23 protein-coding genes are annotated in these 22,947 nt (G+C 39.8%); 22 read left to right on the plus strand and 1 reads right to left on the minus strand.

Annotated features, from left to right (window positions below; translation table 11 throughout):
• Window positions 1–66: 66 nt before the first annotated feature.
• Window positions 67–771 (minus strand): flagellar basal body P-ring formation chaperone FlgA, encoded by a 705-nt coding sequence (gene flgA, locus HUS61_RS08380; protein ID WP_054562223.1) that lies wholly within the window; start codon window positions 769–771, stop codon window positions 67–69.
• A 142-nt stretch (window positions 772–913) separates the two neighbouring features.
• On the opposite strand from flgA, the gene HUS61_RS08385 reads away from it, so the two are divergent.
• From HUS61_RS08385 to HUS61_RS08490, 22 genes are all read left to right on the plus strand, one after another.
• Window positions 914–1,846: a chemotaxis protein gene (locus HUS61_RS08385; RefSeq protein ID WP_054562222.1), complete on the plus strand. Its 933-nt coding sequence runs from the start codon at window positions 914–916 to the stop codon at window positions 1,844–1,846.
• Window positions 1,847–1,867: 21 nt separating this feature from the next.
• Window positions 1,868–2,698 (plus strand): protein-glutamate O-methyltransferase CheR, encoded by an 831-nt coding sequence (locus HUS61_RS08390; protein ID WP_054562221.1) that lies wholly within the window; start codon window positions 1,868–1,870, stop codon window positions 2,696–2,698.
• A gap of 135 nt (window positions 2,699–2,833) precedes the next feature.
• Window positions 2,834–3,244, plus strand: a complete 411-nt coding sequence (gene flgB, locus HUS61_RS08395; RefSeq protein ID WP_054562220.1) for a flagellar basal body rod protein FlgB — start codon at window positions 2,834–2,836, stop codon at window positions 3,242–3,244.
• 2 nt (window positions 3,245–3,246) lie between these two features.
• The gene (gene flgC / locus HUS61_RS08400; RefSeq protein ID WP_058586423.1) at window positions 3,247–3,678 is read left to right on the plus strand and encodes a flagellar basal body rod protein FlgC; all 432 of its coding nucleotides are present in this window, start codon (window positions 3,247–3,249) and stop codon (window positions 3,676–3,678) included.
• Window positions 3,679–3,691: 13 nt separating this feature from the next.
• Window positions 3,692–4,372, plus strand: coding sequence for a flagellar hook assembly protein FlgD (locus HUS61_RS08405; protein ID WP_062566777.1), 681 nt, complete (start codon window positions 3,692–3,694; stop codon window positions 4,370–4,372).
• A gap of 51 nt (window positions 4,373–4,423) precedes the next feature.
• Window positions 4,424–5,791: a flagellar hook protein FlgE gene (flgE, locus tag HUS61_RS08410; protein WP_058586421.1), complete on the plus strand. Its 1,368-nt coding sequence runs from the start codon at window positions 4,424–4,426 to the stop codon at window positions 5,789–5,791.
• Between the two features lie 160 nt (window positions 5,792–5,951).
• Window positions 5,952–6,716, plus strand: coding sequence for a flagellar basal body rod protein FlgF (locus HUS61_RS08415; RefSeq protein ID WP_054553307.1), 765 nt, complete (start codon window positions 5,952–5,954; stop codon window positions 6,714–6,716).
• A gap of 21 nt (window positions 6,717–6,737) precedes the next feature.
• Window positions 6,738–7,526 carry a flagellar basal-body rod protein FlgG gene (gene flgG, locus HUS61_RS08420; protein WP_119853538.1) on the plus strand — a complete coding sequence of 263 codons (789 nt, stop codon included), beginning with the start codon at window positions 6,738–6,740 and terminating at the stop codon, window positions 7,524–7,526.
• A gap of 15 nt (window positions 7,527–7,541) precedes the next feature.
• Entirely contained in the window at window positions 7,542–8,225 is a 684-nt protein-coding gene (gene flgH / locus HUS61_RS08425) for a flagellar basal body L-ring protein FlgH (RefSeq protein ID WP_054562216.1), read from the plus strand.
• Between the two features lie 12 nt (window positions 8,226–8,237).
• Window positions 8,238–9,332 carry a flagellar basal body P-ring protein FlgI gene (locus HUS61_RS08430; RefSeq protein ID WP_054553304.1) on the plus strand — a complete coding sequence of 365 codons (1,095 nt, stop codon included), beginning with the start codon at window positions 8,238–8,240 and terminating at the stop codon, window positions 9,330–9,332.
• Between the two features lie 191 nt (window positions 9,333–9,523).
• A complete protein-coding gene (flgJ, locus tag HUS61_RS08435; protein ID WP_175082333.1) occupies window positions 9,524–10,492 on the plus strand; it encodes a flagellar assembly peptidoglycan hydrolase FlgJ in 969 nt (322 codons plus the stop codon).
• A 13-nt stretch (window positions 10,493–10,505) separates the two neighbouring features.
• Window positions 10,506–12,515: a flagellar hook-associated protein FlgK gene (gene flgK, locus HUS61_RS08440; RefSeq protein WP_058586418.1), complete on the plus strand. Its 2,010-nt coding sequence runs from the start codon at window positions 10,506–10,508 to the stop codon at window positions 12,513–12,515.
• Between the two features lie 2 nt (window positions 12,516–12,517).
• Window positions 12,518–13,750, plus strand: coding sequence for a flagellar hook-associated protein FlgL (gene flgL, locus HUS61_RS08445; protein WP_130166622.1), 1,233 nt, complete (start codon window positions 12,518–12,520; stop codon window positions 13,748–13,750).
• A 347-nt stretch (window positions 13,751–14,097) separates the two neighbouring features.
• Window positions 14,098–15,063 carry a flagellin gene (locus HUS61_RS08450; protein WP_058586416.1) on the plus strand — a complete coding sequence of 322 codons (966 nt, stop codon included), beginning with the start codon at window positions 14,098–14,100 and terminating at the stop codon, window positions 15,061–15,063.
• A 432-nt stretch (window positions 15,064–15,495) separates the two neighbouring features.
• Complete coding sequence (locus HUS61_RS08455; RefSeq protein ID WP_058586415.1) at window positions 15,496–16,467, plus strand: flagellin; 972 nt, start codon at window positions 15,496–15,498, stop codon at window positions 16,465–16,467.
• A 162-nt stretch (window positions 16,468–16,629) separates the two neighbouring features.
• Window positions 16,630–17,595: a flagellin gene (locus HUS61_RS08460; protein ID WP_058586414.1), complete on the plus strand. Its 966-nt coding sequence runs from the start codon at window positions 16,630–16,632 to the stop codon at window positions 17,593–17,595.
• Window positions 17,596–17,683: 88 nt separating this feature from the next.
• On the plus strand, window positions 17,684–18,106 hold the full coding sequence (locus HUS61_RS08465) for a flagellar protein FlaG (protein ID WP_175082334.1): 423 nt from the start codon (window positions 17,684–17,686) through the stop codon (window positions 18,104–18,106).
• 23 nt (window positions 18,107–18,129) lie between these two features.
• Window positions 18,130–19,536, plus strand: a complete 1,407-nt coding sequence (gene fliD, locus HUS61_RS08470) for a flagellar filament capping protein FliD (protein WP_175082335.1) — start codon at window positions 18,130–18,132, stop codon at window positions 19,534–19,536.
• A 26-nt stretch (window positions 19,537–19,562) separates the two neighbouring features.
• Window positions 19,563–19,991: a flagellar export chaperone FliS gene (gene fliS, locus HUS61_RS08475; protein ID WP_058586411.1), complete on the plus strand. Its 429-nt coding sequence runs from the start codon at window positions 19,563–19,565 to the stop codon at window positions 19,989–19,991.
• Window positions 19,981–20,256: a hypothetical protein gene (locus HUS61_RS08480; protein ID WP_175082336.1), complete on the plus strand. Its 276-nt coding sequence runs from the start codon at window positions 19,981–19,983 to the stop codon at window positions 20,254–20,256. Before fliS ends, HUS61_RS08480 begins: the two co-directional genes overlap by 11 nt.
• Window positions 20,249–22,357 (plus strand): 6-hydroxymethylpterin diphosphokinase MptE-like protein, encoded by a 2,109-nt coding sequence (locus HUS61_RS08485; RefSeq protein ID WP_175082337.1) that lies wholly within the window; start codon window positions 20,249–20,251, stop codon window positions 22,355–22,357. Before HUS61_RS08480 ends, HUS61_RS08485 begins: the two co-directional genes overlap by 8 nt.
• Window positions 22,357–22,842, plus strand: coding sequence for a GNAT family N-acetyltransferase (locus HUS61_RS08490; protein WP_058586408.1), 486 nt, complete (start codon window positions 22,357–22,359; stop codon window positions 22,840–22,842). The genes HUS61_RS08485 and HUS61_RS08490 overlap by 1 nt, the downstream gene beginning before the upstream one ends.
• Window positions 22,843–22,947: the final 105 nt, after the last annotated feature.

Here is a 22,947-nt window from a genome sequence, read left to right on the forward strand (position 1 = left end):
TACATTACCCAACATATGCCTTTATATCGGCGGGCACAGCGGATACTTTAGCATAAATATAAAAAATTAAATATTTACTTGTACAGACTCGACCCCATCCACACGTGCATTTAATACTTTACCTGATTTTTTGTTTTTTACACGTACTAATTCGTCTAACGTGCCATCTTCTAGAGCAATTCCGGTGGTTTTAATTCTTAAGCCGCGTAATGAAGCATAGATAGTTACATTATCGCCTTTACAAACCATACAAACCTGGCTCATAACAATAGGTGTGCCGTCACGTAAATTGCGCTTACTGCGACTGCCAATAAGTATAGCCTCATCTTGAACATATTGTGTTCTAACAAATTGTTTAGGTTTCATTTCGAGGCGTAAATGTTCAGGGCGAATGACCTCTCCACGGGCTAAATTAGTGGTAACAACAACCACAGGTTCGAGCTCAATAATGCGCACGTGAACGTATTGAGTCCAACTATTTAAATCTTGGCACTTAAGTTGTACAGTTACCTGCCGATTAAAAGGAGGCTCAGTTGGTAACTCTTTGTTAATTGGTGACTCACATAACCTCTCAGGAATGCGACTATCTAATGGTAAAGCACTAATTTGAGGTGTGGTGTCCAGATCAGGGAGCTGCTCGCTAACAAAATCGATGGCGATTTGTTGAAGTTGCTCGGTATTATAAACTTCTGCCTGTAGTTGTGTTGTAAACAACAGGCTAGTAAGAAAATAAAAAACACTGTATCTTCGGCTTTTTTTTAACAAACTCATATTGTTTCGACTATGCTTATGGTTGAAAACAAGGTATAAATATTTTGCGTCAAAAAACAGACGCTTTGTAACCTTATGTAGCTTTAACACAAAGAAGGCAATTATTGTTCCAGCTCTGATTGTTTATCTTTAGGAGATTGAAATGGCAGGCATTTTAGACTCAGTTAACCAGCGTACTCAGTTGGTTGGGCAAAACCGCCTTGAATTACTATTATTCAAACTCAGAGGGCGACAACGCTTTGGTATAAACGTGTTTAAAGTAAGAGAGGTTCTGCAATGTCCACCACTTACTAACATGCCCAAATCAAATGCGTACATTCGCGGTGTTGCGCATATCCGTGGTCAAACTATCTCTGTTATTGATTTATCGATGGCTGTAGGTGGCCCTGCAATTGAAAATATCAAAGACAGTTTTATCATCATTGCTGAGTACAACCGTTCAGTGCAAGGGTTTTTAGTTGGTGGCGTTGAACGAATCGTGAATATGAACTGGGAAAAAATAATGCCGCCGCCTTCGGGAGCCGGACGTTATTCTTACCTAACTGCGGTCACTGAGATTGAAAACGAATTAGTTGAAATTCTCGATGTAGAAAAGATATTAAACGAAATTTGCCCAGTTAACACTGAAGTAAGCGCTGAAGTAGTTGGTGAAGGTGAGATTCAGCGTGACTTAGGTGAGCGTATTGTCTTTATTGCTGATGACTCTGCAGTAGCTCGAAACCAAGTTAAGCGTGCGCTTGAACCTCTAGGTGTACAAACTGAACTAGCTAAAAACGGAAAAGAAGCGCTTTTACGTTTAAGAGAGATTGCTCAGCTCGATTGTCAAAATGATATTACTGAACGTGTTGGTCTATTAATATCTGATGTAGAAATGCCAGAAATGGACGGTTATACCTTAACCGCTGAAATTAAGGCTGATCCAAAATTATCACCTTTGCATGTGATCTTGCATACCTCTTTAAGTGGGGTGTTTAACCAAGCAATGATCGAAAAAGTGGGTGCTGATGATTTTATTGCAAAATTTAACCCAGATGAATTAGCGACAGCTGTGAAGAAGTGGGTTCATTGTGATTAATTATTTATAGGTGGTATTACTTTGGAAAATAAGCATTTACAACAAAGCGAATACGATCAATTCCGCTCTTTTTTAGAGCAACAATGTGGCATTGTGCTTGGCGATAATAAACTTTATTTAGTTAAAAGCCGCCTTGCGCCGCTTATGGCGCGTTTTAATGTTGAGTCTTTATCACAGTTGGTAAGTAAAACACTAAGCCCTCATGAGAGGCAGCTTCGTGCCGCTGTCGTTGATGCGATGACAACCAATGAAACGCTTTGGTTTCGTGATCAATATCCGTTTGAGTTATTGAAAACAAAACTATTTCCTGAGCTTAAAGATGTGCGTAGGCCACTAAAAATATGGTCAGCGGCAAGTTCATCAGGACAAGAGCCGTACTCAATTGCCATGTCTGTTGCCGAGTTCCAATCTAAAAATCCAGGCGTATTAAAGATGGGGGCGCAAATTATTGGCACTGATATCTCTAATACCATGCTTGATATGTGCAAGAATGCTGAGTATGACTCACTAGCCCTTGCTCGTGGCTTGTCGATGGAGCGTCGTCAAAAGTTCTTCAAGGACAGCGGTAATGGAATGGCTCAGGTAGTTGACCCTATACGTAAAATGGTCAGCTTTAGACATTTAAACTTACTCGATTCATATGCCCTAATGGGCAAGTTTGACATCATATTTTGCCGTAATGTGTTGATTTACTTTTCACCAGAAGTAAAAGCTAAAATCATTTCGCAATTTGCTCAAGCTTTAAACCCGAAAGGTTACCTGTTTTTAGGTGCGTCAGAATCAATGGCGGGCTTAAGTGATAGCTTTGATATGGTTCGTTGTAACCCGGGTATCATCTATCAGAAAAAGTAAACTCTCCTTAGCAACCTAGTCCTTAGGTTGCTAAATTTATCTATTTTTCAGTCTCTTATATAAATAAAATCACTTCTTTATTCTTGGCTTAGCTTTTGCATTAACCACTGCAGAGTCAATTTTTTGGAGATGGTTATGGCTATCAGTTTTGATAAAGCATTTGGTGTTCATCCTCATGCGATGTTGATCCGTTCACAACGCGCTGAGTTATTAGCGACAAATATCGCTAATGCTGATACGCCGGGCTACAAAGCGAAAGATATCGATTTTGCTTCGGCATTAAAAGCGGCAAAAAGCAACCAACAAGGCGGCAATAGCATGGTAAGAACCGATGCTAAACATATTGCCGGGGGCAGTCGTTTTGTTGGCAGTGCAGAAATGTTTCGTACGCCAAATCAAGCAGATACAGGTGATGGTAACTCAGTTGATATACAAGTGGAACGAAACTTGTATGTACAGAACTCATTAGAGTATCAGGCAAGCCTGCAATTTATGAGTAGTAAAATTAAAGGCCTTAAAAAAGCCCTCGGTAGTCAAGGAGCTTAATCATGAGTTTGTATAATGTTTTTGATATTTCAGCAACCGGTATGAGCGCGCAAAATGTTCGCTTAAATACTACTGCCAGTAATATCTCGAATGCGAATACGATTAGTTCTAGCCAAGATCAGACATACCGAGCGCGCCATCCTGTTTTTGCTGCAGAGTTGACTAAAGCGTCATCATCACAAAGCAATCCTCAGGGCTCTTCTGTTGGCGTTAAAGTATTAGGTGTTGTAGAGAGCGATAAACCTCTACAAATTGAATATAACCCGAACCACCCAAGTGCGGATGAAAATGGTTATATCTACAAACCTAACGTTAATGTTGTAGAAGAAATGGCAAATATGATTTCAGCCTCTCGCTCTTACCAAACAAATGTGCAAGTTGCTGATGCAGCTAAGCAAATGTTAAGTAAAACACTGTTGCTTGGGCAGCGGTAACCGAGGATAAGTTATGAGTAACGACATCAGCAGTGCGTCATCAACGTATTTAGATAATTTACGTTGGCAAGACAATCAAAATAAAACAGAAGAGAAAGATGATACTTTAACGCAAGAAGACTTCTTCTCACTTTTAACACAACAGTTGTCGTTTCAAGACCCAAGCAAGCCTGCTGACAACGATCAAATGATTGCGCAGATGACGAATTTCACTATGGCTGAGGGTATTTCAAACTTAAATGAGAAGTTTGAATCACTGACTGCATCAATGACATCTAACTCTGCGTTACAGGCTTCAACGCTCGTTGGTAAGCAAGCGTTACTTGAGTCTGACACCATTGATTTTGATGGCGAAAATCTAGCTAAAGGGTCGGTGGTTGCAGAAACCGCTGTTGAATCTTTAACGCTAAGAATAACGGATTCATCAGGCCAGTTAGTGCGTACCATTGAATTAGGTTCTCAGTCAGCGGGTGCACTTCGTTTTGAATGGGATGGTAAAGACAATGATGGCAATGTGCTACCTGAAGGTGAATATGACATCAGTGCTGAAGGCTTTGTAAATGGAGACTACAGCAGTATGCCAATGGCGACCTTTAAGAATATTGAAAGTGTCAATATTAATGGCGCAAGCGGCATTATCGTAAATACAAAAGAGGGTGCGGTTAGGCTAACTGATATAGCTGAAATCGCATAAGTAAAAAAAGTTTGGGTTAGCTTAGGCTAAGAGATAGGTTAGAGGTGAGTTATGAGCTTCAATATAGCATTAACAGGCTTAGCAGCCGCGCAAAAAGATTTAGACGTTACAGCAAATAATATTGCTAACGTTAATACTACGGGCTTTAAAGAGTCTCGTGCAGAGTTCGCTGATGTATACGCATCATCAGTATTTAGTTCTGGTAAAACAAAAAATGGTGACGGTGTAAGAACGACAATGGTGGCACAGCAATTCCACCAAGGTTCGTTATCTTTCACAAATAACTCTCTTGACTTAGCGATCACTGGTGAAGGTTATTTCGCAATGGCGAATGACCTAGGTGCGCAAGACTTCACATATACTCGTGCAGGTGCGTTTAAATTAAATCAGGATAACTTTATTGTTGATGCAAGCGGTAACTACTTACAAGGTTTCCCTGTTGATGAAGCAACTGGTGATACCACTTCTGTTAGCTTAAGTACATCTTCGGCGTTACAAATTCCTGATGCATCAGGTTCACCGCGTGCAACCACGAATGTTTATTCATCATTTAACCTTGATTCACGTGCCTCTGCGCCAACAGTGACACCGTTTGATCCTGAATCAAGTGCTACATATAATAGTTCAACATCAACAACTGTGTATGATTCATTAGGTGAGCCACATATTTTACAGTTCTTCTTCGTTAAAACTGATGCAGCTGTGACAGGTAATGACAATGAGTGGCAAGTATACGCCACACTGGATGAAAAACCATTTGATGCAAGTGGTGTAGAGCAAACAACAACGCCTTATACACCACTAACTACATTCCAATTTGATTCAAGTGGTTTACCACTTAACACGGATGGTGTTGCTAATACTGATGCATCATTTAACCCATTAACTTTACCAAATGGCGCAGGCGCTGCGACAGGTTTATCTGACTTACTATCTAATGGTGCTAGTTTCCCTGATGATGTAACGATGAACTGGCGTGATGAAGCGGCAACAGCGAATAAAGTACCTACTCAATATGCTAGTAACTTTGAAGTAAAAGCACTGGAACAAGATGGTGCGACTGTAGGTCGTCTATCAGGTATCGATATCGGTTCTGACGGTAAAATTGTTGCTTCATACAGTAATGGTGACACTTCATTCTTAGGTCAAGTTGCCATGGTACGCTTTTCGAACTCACAGGGTTTACAACAAGTGGGTGATACTTCTTGGAAGAAGAGTTTAACGTCAGGTGAGCCTATTGCTGGCGAACCAGGTTCAGGTACCTTGGGTTCAATTAACTCATCTGCGCTTGAACAATCAAACGTAAACCTAACTAACGAACTTGTTGACTTGATTAGTGCGCAGCGTAACTTCCAAGCAAATTCACGTGCGCTTGAGGTTAACTCAACACTACAGCAAAACATCCTACAGATCCGTTAATTTTAACGGCTCTAAGCTTAATCCGACACGAAGGCTGCTCCCTCTATTGGCAGCCTTTTTTCATTCTAGCAGCCTATTTTTCTTTCCTATTTTAGCGTCAATTTTACTTTGGCACTTTTATTGCATTTCTTAGTTATCGTATTTTTAGTGAGTCAATGTTATGGACAAAATGGTCTACATTGCCATGTCGGGTGCTAAGCAAAGTTTGCGAGGTCTTGAACTCAAGGCCAACAACCTTGCTAATGCTAACACTACTGGCTTTAAAGCTGATTTTGCACAAGCTCGCTCTATGCAAGCCTTCGGTGAAGGTCTGCCATCTAGGGTGTTTGCAATGCAAGAACGCCCTGGATCTAATATGGAATCGGGTGGTTTTGTTGAAACTGGCCGCGAGCTTGATATCGCGATGAGTGACCGTGGTTGGTTGAGTGTACAAGATGCATCAGGCAATGAGGCGTACACCAAAACTGGCACATTAAACATTACTCCAGATGGCGCGTTGATCACTAGCCATGGCCGTCAAGTAATTGGCGAAGGTGGTCCAATCATTTTGCCATTACCTATCGAGAAAGTTGAGTTTAGTGAAGACGGTGCTATTCAGGTTCGCCCACAAGGAGCGCCAGCAAACTTTTTGGAAGTGGTTGATCGCTTAAAAGTGATTGAGGCTGATAACACTCAGCTTGAAAAAGGTAATGACGGTTTATTTCGACCAAAAGAAGACATGTTGGTCAATGACCTTTGTGGTTTTTGTGATATTTCACCAAACGTAAAAGTACTGTCGGGTACGCTTGAAATGTCGAACGTAAACCCAGTGCATGAAATGGTCGACATGATCAGCAATCAACGCCAATTTGAATTACAAGTTAAATTAATGAAAACAGCCGAAGAGCTCGACGAGCGTCAAGATCAGCTGTTACGCATTGTTTAAGATGACTGAGAGGGTAGAGTTATGAATCCTGCATTATGGATCAGTAAAACCGGGCTTGACGCCCAGCAAACCGATATTTCGGTGATCTCAAATAATCTCGCGAATGCCAGCACGGTAGGCTATAAAAAAAGCCGCGCCGTATTTGAAGATTTACTATATCAAAACATCAATCAACCAGGTGGTCGTTCATCTCAAGACACTGAAATGCCATCGGGTTTAATGCTTGGTGCCGGTGCCAAAGTGGTAGCTAACCAAAAGAACTTTTCACAAGGTAACATGCTTACCACTGAAAATTCATTGGACTGGATGATTTCAGGACCAGGTTTTTTTGAAGTGCAATTGCCAGATGGCAACATTGCCTATTCGCGTAACGGTCAATTCACGACTGACGAAGATGGCCGCATTGTAACGTCGGGCGCAGGTTTTCCTTTACAGCCGGAAATGAATGTTCCAGACGATGCGCAATCAATCACTGTTTCACAAGATGGTGAAGTGTCAGTGCGTATTTCAGGGCAAGCAGACAACGTGGTCATTGGTCAGCTAACGATTAGTGATTTTATTAATCCATCGGGTCTTGAGCCTATGGGACAAAACTTATACACCGAAACCGCTGTGAGTGGTGCGCCTGTGCAAGGTAACCCAGGTATCGATGGTTTAGGTACGGTGGTTCAAGGTTCTCTAGAAACGTCTAATGTGAATGTAACTGAAGAGCTTGTTAACTTGATCGAAACACAACGAATTTATGAAATGAATTCAAAAGTGATTTCAGCGGTTGATGAAATGCTTAGTTACATCAATCAACAGCTTTAATGGGTAGGAGGCAGCATGCGTAATATTATCTTAGTCACATCGGCAGCATTAATGCTGGGTGGTTGTATGACAACGCAAAATCATCATGTGGTTCAGGATGACCCTTACTATGCGCCTATGTATCCGGAGCCAACAACAGAGCCAATGGTACCAACGGGTTCGTTGTTTGATAGTTATTCAGCAGATGACTTGTACTCAGATAAAAAGGCACTGCGTGCTGGTGATATCATCACGGTTAAATTGCAAGAATCAACGCAAGCCACCAAAGCCGCTAAAACCGAAACCGATAAAGAAACGGACGCTAGTTTAGACCCTGTTATTGGGCTTGGTGGCAATCCTGTGAATATTGGTGGTGATAGCATTCAGTTTGGTATTGGTTCAGGGGCATCGTTTAAAGGTGATTCAAAGTCTAATCAATCAAATAGCTTATTTGGTGATATTTCTGTCAATGTGATGCGTGTTTTACCTAATGGAAACTTGGTTATTCGCGGTGAAAAATGGCTCACTTTGAATACCGGTGAAGAATTTATTCGCCTTGAAGGCTTAGTTCGTCCTGAAGATGTTCAAGCAGATAACACGGTCACATCAAACCGAATTGCTAATGCGCGAATTCAATACTCAGGTAAAGGGCAAATTCAAGAAACACAAAGTGCAGGTTGGCTGTCTCGTTTCTTTAGTAGTTCGCTTTTCCCATTTTAGAGGAATAAAGTCATGAATGGGTTTAAATACATCATCGCTCTTTGCTTAATTAGCCTGCAGTTTTCTGCCCAGGCTGAGCGAGTCAAAGATGTATCTATGGTTGAGGGCGTGCGTTCAAACCAATTAGTGGGTTATGGTTTGGTTGTCGGTTTGCCTGGCACAGGTGAACAAAGCCGATTTACTCAACAAAGCTTTAAAGCCATGCTGAATGGCTTTGGTATCACTTTACCTGACAGTTTAAAACCTAAGATTAAAAATGTTGCCGCTGTGGCTGTACATGCAGAGTTACCGGCATTTAGAAAACCCGGTCAAACCATTGATATTACGGTTTCGTCTATCGGTAGTGCGGGTAGTTTACGTGGTGGTACCTTATTACAAACCTTCCTAAAAGGGGTTGATGGCAATACTTATGCAATTGCACAAGGCAGCTTAGTTGTAGGAGGTCTAGGTGCTGAAGGGGCAGACGGTAGCCGTGTAATTATTAACACACCCACAGTGGGCCGTATTCCAAACGGTGCCATTGTAGAGCGTGCTATTAAGAGCCCGTTTATGCAAGGTGACTACATTACCTTTAATTTAAATCGTCCTGATTTCACAACGGCTAAACGCTTAGAGCAAACGATTAATGATTTAGTGGGTCCTGACAGCGCCCAGGCAATCGATGCAGCGTCAGTACGTGTATTAGCACCGCGTGATGCATCTCAACGTGTTGCTTATTTGTCGACACTTGAAAACTTAGAGTTTAAGCCAGCAGACACAGCAGCAAAAATTATTGTGAACTCTCGCACAGGCACAATAGTGATTGGCAAAAACGTGAAGCTACAGCCAGCGGCGATTACACATGGTGGTTTAACGGTCACCATTGCTGAGCAGCAAAATGTGTCACAGCCAAATGCTTTAAGTGATGGTGAAACCACGGTTACCAATCAAAGTATTATTGATGTGAACGAAGATGATTCACGTGCTTTTGTATTTAACCCGGGTGTTAATCTTGATGATCTCGTGCGTGCAATCAATGAAGTTGGGGCTGCGCCGGGTGATTTAATGGCAATCCTTGAAGCTTTAAAAGAAGCGGGGGCGATAAACGGGCAACTGGTTATCATTTAAATTAAAACGCGCTTTCGAGCGCGTTTTTTGTTTCTATACCTTAATCGTTCAGTGTATAAACATCAGCCAAAATCTTGGCTCTGAAGTTACTCCATTCCTGTATCAGTTATTAGCCATTCATTTATAAAGTTTTTTATTGGCGCAATTTTTGCATTTTAATTTTCATTATTAACTATTGTGTCAAAAAGCTGATGGATACTAATCATCTCGACAAGCAAAACTTTTTTGATTTAGGCAACTTAGACTCATTACGTCAAAATGCCTTAAAAAGTGATGCCTCTAGCGATGCGTCAAAAGAGGCGCTGAAAAAAGCGGCGGCACAATTTGAATCTATCTTCACTCAGATGCTGCTTAAAAGCATGCGTAAAGCAAATGAAGCATTTGAAGATAAAGACAGCCCATTTAATTCAAGCGGCGTTAAATTTTTTGAAGAGATGCATGACCAACAAATGTCGGTTGAGCTTTCATCAAATGGTTCGCTGGGTCTAGCTGACTTGATTGTTCAGCAACTCTCGCCAGACGGTAAAGAGTTTACACCAGGTTCTGTACTTAGAACGACGGCTGATTTTGCTAGTGATAAACGCGCAAGCGGTGTCCTTGATAGCACTACTGAGGCTAAGGCTAAACCACAAGCTGTCGAGGATACATCAGCGAACGAGCAAACAGAAAACCGCTTTGAAGATGCTGAGTCTTTCATTAGCTCTGTTTGGGAGCACGCTAAAAATGCGGCTGAGAAAATTGGCTTAAACCCAGCTGTGATGGTTGCTCAAGCAGCACTTGAAACGGGCTGGGGTAAACACATCATCAGTAAAGCTGATGGCACAAGTAGTAACAACTTATTCAATATTAAATCGGATAGGAGCTGGCAAGGTGATAAAGCAAGCAAAGTCACGCTTGAGTTTGAACAAGGTGTGCCAGTTAAAAAGCAAGCAAGTTTTCGCTCTTATCAATCGATTAAAGACAGTGTGAACGACTTTGTGGATTTTTTAAATGAAAACCCACGTTATCAAGAAGCACTTAATAATACCGCAGAACCTGCAGCCTTTTTAGATTCGTTACAAAAAGCAGGCTATGCAACAGATCCAAATTATGCCGATAAAATTAAGCAGGTATTGAAGCGCGTTGAGCTTCAAAGCGTCGCTGCTTCATTGGTACGTTAAGGAGTAGACCCTCATGTCATTTAGCTTATATGACATAGCAAATGCCGGTGTAAGAGCTAACTCTGAGCTTTTACAAACCACCAGTAAAAACATCGCCAACGTTAATACCGAGGGGTATGTGCGTGAGCGTACTGAGTTCACAACCATGATCGATAACCAAGTCGGCCGTGGTGAAACGTATCGCTTACTAAATGAATTTGCACAAAAGCAATTAAATAGAGATACCTCTAATAAAGCGTTCTTTGATCAGTTTGTAACTGAAGCAAGCCGTGTAGATAGCTTGTTTTCAGAAGAGTCAAACAGCTTATCAACGAGCGTAAATTCGTTTTTTAACAATGTACAAGAAAGCTTAAACCAACCGTCATCAACAGTAGCTCGTTCACTGGTCATGACGGATGCACAAAATTTGATTGATCAAATGGACAGATTATCGAGCATTGTGGTTGACCAAAAAGCAGTAGTAAATGAGCAACTAGAAATCTTTTCAGATGAAGCAAATAACCTGATCCAAAATATCAGTGATTTAAATACCAAGATTGCTTCGGTTCATGGTACTGATCGTGAGTCAGTATCAAGTGGTTTATATAATGAACGTGATAAAGCAATTCGTGACTTATCTGAGCTGATTGATATTGAAACACTCGATGGTAATAACGGCGAGAAACAAGTGTATTTAGGCTCTGGTCAAGCACTTGTCATGCAAAGTGGCACATTTAATCTGTTCTCATTCAGTGGCGATCCTGATCCGAACTTTAAAGAATTAAAACTTGATGTAAACGGTGGCAAAGCCGTGCCGCTTGAAGTTGATGTGAGTAAATTGAAAGGCAAAATTGGTGGCTTACTGGCATTTCGTGACGATATTTTAGTGCCAGCGCAAAACCAGCTTGGTCAAATGGGTTTAGCATTAGCCGATGCCTTTAACCAACAAAATAGCTTAGGTATGGACGCTAATGGTGAAATTGGCGGCGATATTTTTGCTATTCCAACGGTAGATGCGTTTGGTTATCAAGCGAATACGGGCACATCAACAATGACGGCAACCCTTGAACCTGGTAAAGGCAGCGAATTGCCAGCAAGTGACTTTATCGTTACTTATACCAGTGCAACCACTGTTGAGATTCAGGCAATCGATAATAAAGGTGAGCCTATTGGCACCGCATCTACAGCAAATGTGACTGCCGGTGTGATTGACTCATCAACTATTACGGGTGGTGAAGCGTTTGGTTTACAACTCAACGTATCAGGAGCTGCAAATACTGGTGACCAATTTATGGTTAAGTTGAACTCTCAGGCTGCAACTAGCTTAGAGCTTGCAACTGAACGTCCTGAAGATTTAGCGTTAGCATCACCTATTCGAACTGCGAACGATATCAATAATACCAGTGATGCAAGTATTTCTGCTGGCACAGTGTCCGATATTGACAACTCAACGGGTATTACCGTGGGTCCTCCACCGAGTTTGGCGAATGGCGATATCACGTTAGTGAAAACGGCGAATGCTAACGAGTATCAAATTACAGATGGTAACGGTACATCGACCTTTACCATTACACCACCTGCTGAAAATATTCTTGCTCAAGCAGGGGCGCCATATGATACCTACGGATTTGACTTCAATATTGAAGGATCACCTGCAACAGGTGACACCTTCACAGTAGAGTTTAACACTGGTGGATTTGATGATAACCGTAATGGTTTGCTATTGGCCGATTTACAAAATGGTGAGCTAGTGCGTCAAAATGTTGAAGCAAGTAGTACAGCCGATAATCATAAAACGTTTAATCAAGCCTATTCAGGCATTGTCACTGATATTGGTGTAGTGACTAGTCAAGCCCAAACCAATGGTGCGGCCTTTACAGCATTGGCTGATCAGTCTGAAGCTTGGTATGAATCGCTATCAGGTGTAAACCTTGATGAAGAAGCGGCAAACTTACTGCGCTTCCAGCAATCGTATGCTGCATCAGCACAGGTACTTTCAACAGCACGTACTATTTTTGACACCTTATTAAGTGCGGCGAGGTAATTATGCGTATTTCAAATAACATGATGTATAAGAATAACCTTAATTCTATTCTTAACTCACAACAAAATGTAAACAAAGCGCAAGAGCAGGTTAATACCCAAAAGCGTGTATTAACTGCTGCTGACGATCCTTCCGCAACGGCTCGCGCGTTACTTTATACAGATCGCATTCAGGGTAATGAACAGTTCACAAAAAACATTACTATGCTGAATAGCCGCCTAACGACAGAAGAAAGTGTGCTGCAAAATATTAAAGGCGCACTTGAGTCCGCCTATACGTTATCGATTCAAGCTGGTAACGGTGCCTATAGTGATATCGACCGTGAAGGTATTGCTGAAGAAGTTAAAGCATTGCAAAGTACGGTACTTGATTTGATGAATGCAAAGACCGAAGACGGTAAATTTATCTTTTCGGGTTACCAAGATAATACCCCATCTTATAGCTACAATAGTACGTCTGGTCGCTATGAATATGGCGGCGATCAGGGGCAACACAAGATCAAAGTGGCTGAAGGTGTAGAAATCAAATCAAGTGACAATGGTTTTGATACATTCGAAAAAGTAAATGCTCGACTAAATGTGGCATCAAACGACGGCACTGTGTCCGGCGGTATTACAAGCTCAAAAATTTATGTTACTGAGCAAGCTGATTTCGATAAATTCCATCAGGCAAATTACAACGCTGATCCTGCCGCAGCCGCAAATGCCAATACACTAAGCTTTATTACTACCACAGGCACACCTAATACATTTGTTGTGCAGCAAGCTGGTGTAACGATTGATAGTGGCAGCTTTGAAGACGGCAAAATTATTTATAAGGGGATGAAGGTTACCATTGATCCTGTGGCTAACGGCCAAGTTGATGTTGACCTTGAAGCACCACAAAAAGAGAATGCGTTAAATACTTTGGACGATCTGATTGCAGGACTAACCAATCCTGATTTAACTCAAGAAGAGTTTGATCAAGTTTTAGCTGATGCCATTGTACAACTCGATAATGCCAAAAATCAGGTTTCACTTGTTCAGGCCGGTTTGGGTGGTCGCTTAAATACAGCCAAGAAAATTGAACAATCAAACGGTGACTTAGATACTAGCAATAAAGCTGCAAAAGCTGAGCTTGTTGAGCTTGATATGGCTGAAGCGATTACTGAACTCACCAAACAGGAAACATCACTTCAAGCTGCACAGGCAACATTTGGCCGTTTGGCTAACCTCTCATTATTTGATTACTTATAATTTTTGTAGGTTAAGCTTATTTAATAAGCTTAACCTACAAAACCTTCCTTAAGCTTCACACTTTAAAAGCGGTTTTAACGCACTCTTTGTCGCGTTTTGATCTTCAGCAATACTTCACAGCAACGATTTTATTGACAACCAGAAGCTATGTTTAGTTAAAAGTGTTAAATATTTTTACTTTAAATACAGTGCGTTAAATGAAAAATGAAAAATTGTTTAAAAATTCACTAAAGGATTTTTTGAGCGGACCGATAACTTAATTAACCAAGCAGAGTAACAAATAACAGTTACCGCTTAATTAGAGTAAGTTTGAGAGTAAATGATAAGTTTACTTCGGGAGAAATATCATGGCACTTTATGTAAATACAAATGTTAGTTCATTAAACGCTCAAAGACAATTAATGAATTCAGGTAACTCACTTGATACTTCATTCAAGCGTTTATCATCAGGTCTTCGTATCAACAGCGCAGCTGACGATGCGGCAGGTCTACAAATTTCAGACCGTTTAACATCGCAAATTAACGGTCTTAACCAAGGTAACCGTAATGCGAACGACGGTATCTCTTTAGCGCAAACAGCTGAAGGTGCGCTAGACGAAGTAACAGCAATGTTCCAACGTGTGCGTACGCTTTCTCAACAAGCAGCAAATGGTTCAAATACCGATGAAGACCGCTTAGCGATTCAAGAAGAGATTCGTTCACTGATGTCTGAGGTGAATCGTGTTGCTGAAGATACAACTTTTGGTGGTCAAAATCTACTTGACGGTTCATACGATGCAGAGTTCCAAGTGGGTGCAGATGCTGTACAAACAATTGGTTTCAGTATGCAAAATGTAGGCGGTTCAGCTACGGGTTCTATGTCTGCAAATGGTGGTTTTACTCTTTCAGGCATTGCGGGTATCGCAAGTGCAGTAACTGGCGACCGTTTATCTGGACTAGCTGAAGGTGCATCAGATATTGGTGGTGCAGCATTAGCAACAGATACATTTGCTGCTGCTTATATTGCAACAGCTATAAGTGTATCAAGCCAAGTAAATGCGCAAGTGACTTTAGCAGGTATGGACGCGCTTATAGCAGTAGTTGATAAAAAACGTGCTGAGCTTGGTGCGGTACAAAACCGTTTCCAATCTACTATTCGTAACCAATCGAATATCTCTGAAAACTTAAGTGCAGCTAAGTCACGTATCAAAGACACTGACTTTGCTCAAGAAACAGCTAACTTAACTAAGATGCAAATCTTACAACAAGCTAGCCAAACAATCTTGAGTCAAGCTAACCAACGACCTCAAGCGGCGTTAAGCCTACTAGGTTAATAGTTGAGGGATTTAAGTTAAGGTGAAGTCAAAACTTTGACTTAAAAGAAAAGCGCCTTTGTCTAATGGGGTATTAACAAAGGCGCTAAGATAGGATTATAAAGCGGAGGCGCTCAAAATCCTGACAGTAGTGTTCTAACATTTGTAAGAACATAAAATATAAAGCACAGATTATGCCATAATTTGTGTTATTAAACCCACTCTTAAACTTATCTCTCTTAAGGCTCCTACATGGAGCCTTTTTTCATTCCTTTTTTAAACTAAATTAATTGTTGGCCTATTAATTGCTCTGTTTACTTCAAGTTAATTAACTAATAAGCAAAGTGGCAGTATTTTGCCCCAGGCGACTTAGATTTGCCGCTGTAAGGGTCACTTTGTCAAATTCACTTTTTAAAAGTGACTTTACTTTGACAGATAAGAAGAGAGTTTATTATGGCTTTATATGTAAATACTAATGTTAGTGCATTAAATGCACAAAGACAGTTGGATAGAACAGGTACAGATCTAGATAATTCATTTAAACGTTTATCATCAGGCCTACGTATTAATAGTGCAGCTGATGATGCTGCCGGTTTACAAATATCTGACCGTTTACAATCGCAAATTCTAGGTCTTAATCAGGGAAATCGAAATGCTAATGATGGTATTTCACTTGCGCAAACTGCTGAAGGTGCGATGGATGAAATTACATCAACATTCCAACGTATTAGAACACTATCTCAACAGGCTGCAAACGGCTCGAATACTGATGAAGACCGCTTAGCAATCCAAGAAGAGATCCGTCAATTATCAGATGAAGTAAATCGCATAGCTACAGATACAACATTTGGTGGTCAAAACTTATTAGATGGTAGTTATTCTGCTAGTTTCCAAATTGGTGCGGATGCAGTTCAAACCATTGGCTTTAGTATGCAAAGTGTAGGTGGAACTGCTGCAATAAATAGTTTATCAGCTGATGGAGGCTTCACTCTTTCAGGTATTGCAGGTATTGCAAGTGCCGTTGGAGGGCAGCAGCTTTCAGCTTTAGCTGAAGGTGCATCAGATATTGGTGGTGCAGCATTAGCGACTGATAGCTTTGACGCTGTTTTTAGAGCCTCTTCAGTTTCTGTTTCAACTCAAGTAAATGCTCAATTGGTTTTTGCTGGAATGGACGCGCTAATCGCTGTTGTAGATAAAAAGCGTGCAGAGTTAGGTGCTGTGCAAAACCGCTTTCAATCTACGATTCGAAACCAGGCGAACATCTCGGAAAACTTATCAGCTGCAAAATCACGAATTAAAGATGCTGATTTCGCTGCAGAAACGGCTGCATTAACTAAGAACCAAATTTTACAACAAGCAAGCCAAACAATTTTAGGTCAAGCAAATCAACGACCTCAAGCGGCTCTAAGCTTATTACAAGGATAAAATTTAAAAATTAGTTAAAAAATTTACAAATAAAGCTAAAGCTTTCGCTTTATCAGACGATAACTGATTTAGAGAACTATAAATCTAGGACTCTAAGTCGGTTAAATAGCAGGGTAGGGGTATCCCGCTGTTTAGCTATAAAATGATAAAGCGGAGGCTATTATGGCTATCTATGTAAATACTAATGTGAGTTCTTTGAACGCACAGCGCCAGCTAATGAAATCTGGCAACTCTTTAGACACTTCATTTCAGCGCCTTTCGTCAGGTTTACGCATTAACAGCGCAAAAGACGATGCGGCAGGTATGCAAATTTCTAACCGTTTAACTGGTCAAGTTAATGGTTTAAATCAAGGTAACCGAAATGCGAATGACGGTATCTCTTTAGCACAAACAGCTGAGGGTGCGCTGGACGAAGTAACATCAATGTTCCAACGAGTGAGAACTCTTGCTCAACAAGCATCTAATGGTTCGAATACTGATGAAGACCGTTTAGCACTTCAAGAAGAAATTCGTTCATTAATGTCTGAAGTGAATCGTGTCGCCGAAGATACTACTTTCGGTGGTCAAAATCTTCTTGACGGTTCTTTTGATGCTAATTTCCAAGTCGGTGCTGATGCAGTTCAAACAATCGGCTTTAGTATGCAAAACGTTGGTGGTTCTGCAACTGGTTCTCTTTCTGCGAATGCTGGCTTCACTCTTTCTGGTATTGCGGGTATTGCAAGTGCAGTAACTGGTGACCGTTTATCTGGCCTAGCTGAAGGTGCGTCAGATATTGGTGGTGCAGCATTAACCACAGATACATTTGCTGCAGCATACATCGCGACAGCAATAAGTGTATCAAGCCAAGTAAACGCACAAGTGACTTTAGCTGGTATGGATTCACTTATTGCAGTAGTTGATAAAAAGCGTGCGGAGCTTGGTGCGGTTCAAAACCGTTTCCAATCTACTATTCGTAACCAATCAAATATTGCTGAAAACTTATCTGCTGCACGTTCGCGTATACAAGATACAGATTTCGCAACTGAAACAGCTAATTTAACTAAGATGCAAATCTTGCAACAAGCAAGTAGCTCAATTCTTAGCCAAGCAAATCAACGTCCTCAAGTAGCGCTTTCACTACTAGGCTAATATTTGTTTTATAAGCCACTTTGGGTTGCTAGGAAATTTACTCTGAAGTGGCTTATACTTAATAGGTAAGATATTAAGAGGTATTACTATGATAGATCTTAATTCAACGCAAAGGTCTAATGATAACCTTACTACTAGTGGAAATTCTGCAACTTTAAAAGCTGAAATTGATGATATTAAAGCAAGTAAAGGCACAGAAATTGCTGGTAGAGAGCCTGTGGATATTGAGCAAGTTTCTAAACAAAATGAGCAGAGAGATAAAAACGATCTAATTGCTGAAGTAAAACAAAACTTAGAAAAGCTTAATAGCTATATCCCAGTCACATCAACAAATTTAATTTTTGAATTTGATGAGATGGGGGAACCGCCTATTATCAAAGTTCTTGATAAAGAAAATGATGAGGTAATTCGAGAAATTCCAACCGAAGAGTTTCGCGAAGTGGCTAAAGCTTTAGAAGAGTTTGCCGATAAATTAAGCAATAGAGGTTTGTTGTTCGATAGAACCGCATAAAGTTAGCATTTAGGAGTATTATAATGGCATTAATTACATCTGCAGGAGTAGGCTCTGGTCTTGATCTAGAAAGCATCATCAGTGCGACACTATCAGCTGAAAATACTCCAAAAATGAATGCTTTTGTTAAAAAAGAAGAATCGCTTCAGGTTGAGTTATCGGCTTTAGGTGAAGTGAAATCAGCGTTATCGAAACTGCAAGATACAGTCGAGAAGCTTGCTGACCCTGATAACTTTGATAAACGAATTGCTAACATCAAGCAGCCTACTAGTGATGATGGTGATTTAATCTCGGTAACTCCAACTTCAGATATTACCCCAGGGGACTTCAACATAGAAGTTGTTGAGCTTGCACAGGGTAGTCGCGCAACTTCCAATGATGGTCTATTTACCTCAACAGATGATGTTGTCACAGCTTCTGGCGGTACTTTATCTTTTGCTGCTGGCGATAAGAGCTTTGATATAACACTTGATGCTGGTGCAACTCTTGCTGACTTACGTGATGCTATTAACGATTCTGATCTTAACTTTGGCGTCACTGCTAATATTATTAATACAGGCACAGAGTCTAAGCTTGTTTTTACTTCGAATGTGACAGGCACTGGTAATGATCTAGTTATTACTAACGACAATGCTGAGCTAGATAATGTTTCTACTTTAGCAAACGATGGTGTTAGTGCTGGTGGGATAGCTATAGCTTCTGGTAATGAAGCCAAAGACGCGACAATAAAGGTTGATGGTATCACTATCACCAATGACACCAACACATTCAAAGATGCCGTTCAAGACATGACAATTACGGCTAAACGCCAAAGTGTTGACGGTGAAACTGCCAAATTGTCTGTCGAGTATGACAGGGAGAGTATTACTACACTGGTTGATGAGTTAATTGCAAATTACAACAATGTAGTAGGTCAACTAGGTTTTCAATCAAGAGTAGGTAAACCTTTAAATAGCGATGCTACAATCAGGTCTTTAAGTTCACAATTAGTAAATACACTCTCAACTAATTTGTCTGATGCAGGCCCATTTACCAGTATTTTTGATATAGGTTTAGGTGTTGATAAAGAAGGTTACCTTGAAAAGTCGAGCTTAGTTCGTAGTTTAAATGAAGCGATGGATGATAACTTTGACAACATTGGCAAAGCTTTTGCAGGTGAAAACGGCGTTGCTAAACAGTTCGAGGCCTTACTTAATAATTACGTAGACTCTGATGGTATCATAAAGCAGCGTGAAGAGAGCTTGAATGGCCAATTAGATGAGCTAGAAGATGATGTTTTAAATCACCAATATAGAATGGAAGAGCTCGAAACTCGATTAAGGCAGCAATATTCAGGGTTAGATGTTTTGCTTGCGCAAATGCAATCAACGCAAACTTATCTGAGTTCGCAACTTGCTAGTTTACCTGGTTTCACTAAGTCTAGCAGTTAATTTTCAGCGATAAAAAGGTAGAAAGTATGTACAACGCTAAAGTTAAGAATTATCAAAAAGAGGCTCTTAAAACCCGAGTAGCTGGTGCTGACCGTTACGAAATCATTCAAATGTTAATGGCTGGTGCCATTGAAAAAATGGTGCTTGCGAAAGTGGCAATTGAAAAAAAGCACCTTGAAGCTAAAAGTGAGCATTTATCAAAAGCGTCAGCTATTTTAGAGGCATTAAGAGGGTGTTTAGATTTTGAAGTTGGCGGTGAAGTCACTGAAAATCTTTATGCATTGTATTCTTATATGATTGACCGTTTACTAGATGCAAGTATTAAAAATGATCCTGAAATAGTGATAGAAGTTTCTAACTTGCTAAAAGAGATCAAGTCAGCTTGGGACGCAATCCCACATGATATAAGAGAACAAACATTAAACGAAAATGGTGTTGATGCCAATGTCGGCTGATTTTGAAAAGTTGTTCTCTGAATTTGCTTCTGCAATTGAATCAAACGAGGTTGAAAAATCACTTAAGATTGATGAAGAGATAAAAACTTTATTTTCTAACTCTATAGATAGAGAGCACTTCAAAAGTGATGAAGATATTTTAAATGTAGTAGAGCAACATAAAGCACTAATCGAGCAAGTTATTGCTAAAAAAAAATCAACTGTTAAGCAGTTAGCTCAGTTCCAAAAAAATCAGAAAAACTTGAAGAAGTACCAAAATGTCTGAACCATCTCAACAGCAACAAATTGAAGAAATTGAAGCGCAGCTAAAAGGCATTTCAGAAAAAGATAAAAGAGATGCACTTTTTGCAGAAGAAGCAAATAAAAGATTTGAAAATAATATCAATGCCTTCAAAAAGTATTTTCCAGATATCGCAACGAAATTCTTATCACATCAACCTTCAGAGAAGTTTAATTTATTTCTTAATGAAAATGGTACTGCTAACTTTGTTGATTATGACACTGGTGTACCTCTTTACGGTGAAGATCCTTTAGCACAGTCCAACTCCCAAATTGAGCAAATGTTTAAAAATCCTATTATGGGAAAAGTCGATCATAGCCGAGTTGAGTTTTTAAAGAATGAAACAAACTTTGTTCATATTGATTTAATGAAATCTATAGGACGAGTTTACAACAATGCTAGCCAAAATTTAGGAGAAAATAAGGCTGTTGATGAGCGAGTGCCTAGCGCAATTATATTTGGTGTTGGCTTAGGCTATTATCTAAATAACTTTTTTGACAAGTTTATTGCTGATTACATCAGTATTTTTGAGCCAAATGAAGACTATTTTTTCGCAAGTTTATTCACCTTTGATTGGCAGTCATTCCTCCAAAAAGTCGATGACTCAGGCAGCTTTCTGTATTTTGCTATTGGAGTATCTGAAAGTGAAATGTACGAAGCGTTACATGATAGAGCAAACCAGATAGGTGCGTTTAGTGTTGCCTCTGCACTTTTCTTTCAACATTATCCCTCAGAAGCTGTTAATAGACTCATAGCTGAATTTAAAGGAAACTTTCATCAGTTTTTTATGGGGTGGGGCTTTTTTGATGATGCCTTGTTAAGTATTGCTCATACCGTTGAAAACAGTCATAAGCCTGTTAACTTATTAAAGCCAGAAAATAAAATATCACCTGATTTTAATCAATTTCCTATCTTTATAGTTGCGAACGGGCCTTCTCTTGATAAAGACATTGAGGTGATAAAAAAATATCAAAAAGATGTCATTGTTGTTGCATGTAATTCAGCGACCACTTCTTTACTAAATCACGGTATTGTTCCTGATTTTCACGTTGCTCTTGAAAGAACAAAAGCAACAGAAGACTTTTTAGTCGCATTTGTGCCTGAACAAACTCGACAAGAAATAAACTTACTTGTTTTAAATGTAATGTACCCAGGTGTTTTGGACCTTTTTGGTTGGTGTGGCGTAGCTTTAAAAGGGAACGAAGCTGGTACATCGTTGTTTCATATTACTGAATATTTAAAAAATAACCGCATAACAACAACGATAGGATTTAGTAACCCGCTTGTTGGTAACACTGCGTTAAGCTTTTTTGGCAGCATGGAGTTTAAGAACATTTATCTTTTTGGTGCAGATAATGGTTATAAAGATCCTAACCATCACCATTCAAAAGGGAGTTATTACTATTCTGGAGAAGGTAAAACTATTCATGCTCCATTAAAAATGGGTGGAGAGTTGGTCGTTCCTGGTAATTTTGGTGGTGAAGTTATTACTGATCATTTTATGCACACCGGTAAAGTTCAAATGGAGCGTTTTTTAGAGTCAAAGTTAGGAACAGGTTTAAATTGCTATAACTGTAGTGATGGTACTGCCATAAAAGGAAGTATGCCATTATTATCAGAAGACATCTTTATTGAGTCTACGAACGTCAGTAAGCATGAGGTTATAAGTTTTATCAAAGCAGAACCGTTCAAATCACTAGAGCAGAATATTAATCTAGAAGAGTTCCTAGACTTCGATGAGTTTGAACAGTTATGTAATGTTATAGCTGAAATCTTAGACTCTGAAATTAATAATCGAGCAGATGCATTACAACAATTATTAAAGAGCCTGCGTTACTTATTTTCATTTAAAAACCACCCTCGCTTTACTCATCTTTACCTTCTTTTAGAAGGTGAGTCTTTGTATGTAACTTCGGTATTAATTTCATTACTTTACAACTTCGGTGATGACAAAGAAATTATCCCTTATTATCAAGAAGCCAAGGAACTGTGGAAAGACTTCATTCTTGAAGCCCCTAATCAATACAGAACAAGATGGAATGTATTGAGTGACTATAGCTTCGACTACTCTAAGCCTTCAGTTTAATGAATACATCAATCTCTACCAACCGCTTCAATTTGAGATTGTTAAATGAATCAGATGCATCTGAACGCTACTTAAGTTGGTTTGAAGACAAGATGAGTAAGCAATACATTGCTTACTCATCTTCCTCAATAAGCTCATTAAGAGAGTATATAAACTCAAAAAATACGGCTTCTGATTGTATTCTTTGGGGGATATTTTTTGAGGGCAATCATATCGGTAATATTAAATACGAGCCAATAGACCAAAAAAGTGGACAAGCCACAATGGGGATACTAATCGGTGAGCCAGCTTGGCGAGGTAAAGGAGTTGCAGCTGAAGTCATAACTGCAACTGCACGCTGCTTGATGGAACAGCTATCTATTAGTGAAATCATTTTAGGTGTTGATGCTAACAATATTCCCGCGATCAAGAGTTATGAAAAATTAGGTTTTCGTACTTTTGATAAGAAAGATCAAGGTATTTACATGCGTTGGTTGCTTTCATAAATTACTACTTTATTTTGTAGATACCTTGCCGATAACCTATATATGGGAATTTATTATCTCTATAATATTCCTAAACAAATCGATATTATCTAATCATATTCTTCT

It is taken from the genome of Pseudoalteromonas sp. 0802, from assembly GCF_013350085.1.
GTDB lineage: Bacteria > Pseudomonadota > Gammaproteobacteria > Enterobacterales > Alteromonadaceae > Pseudoalteromonas.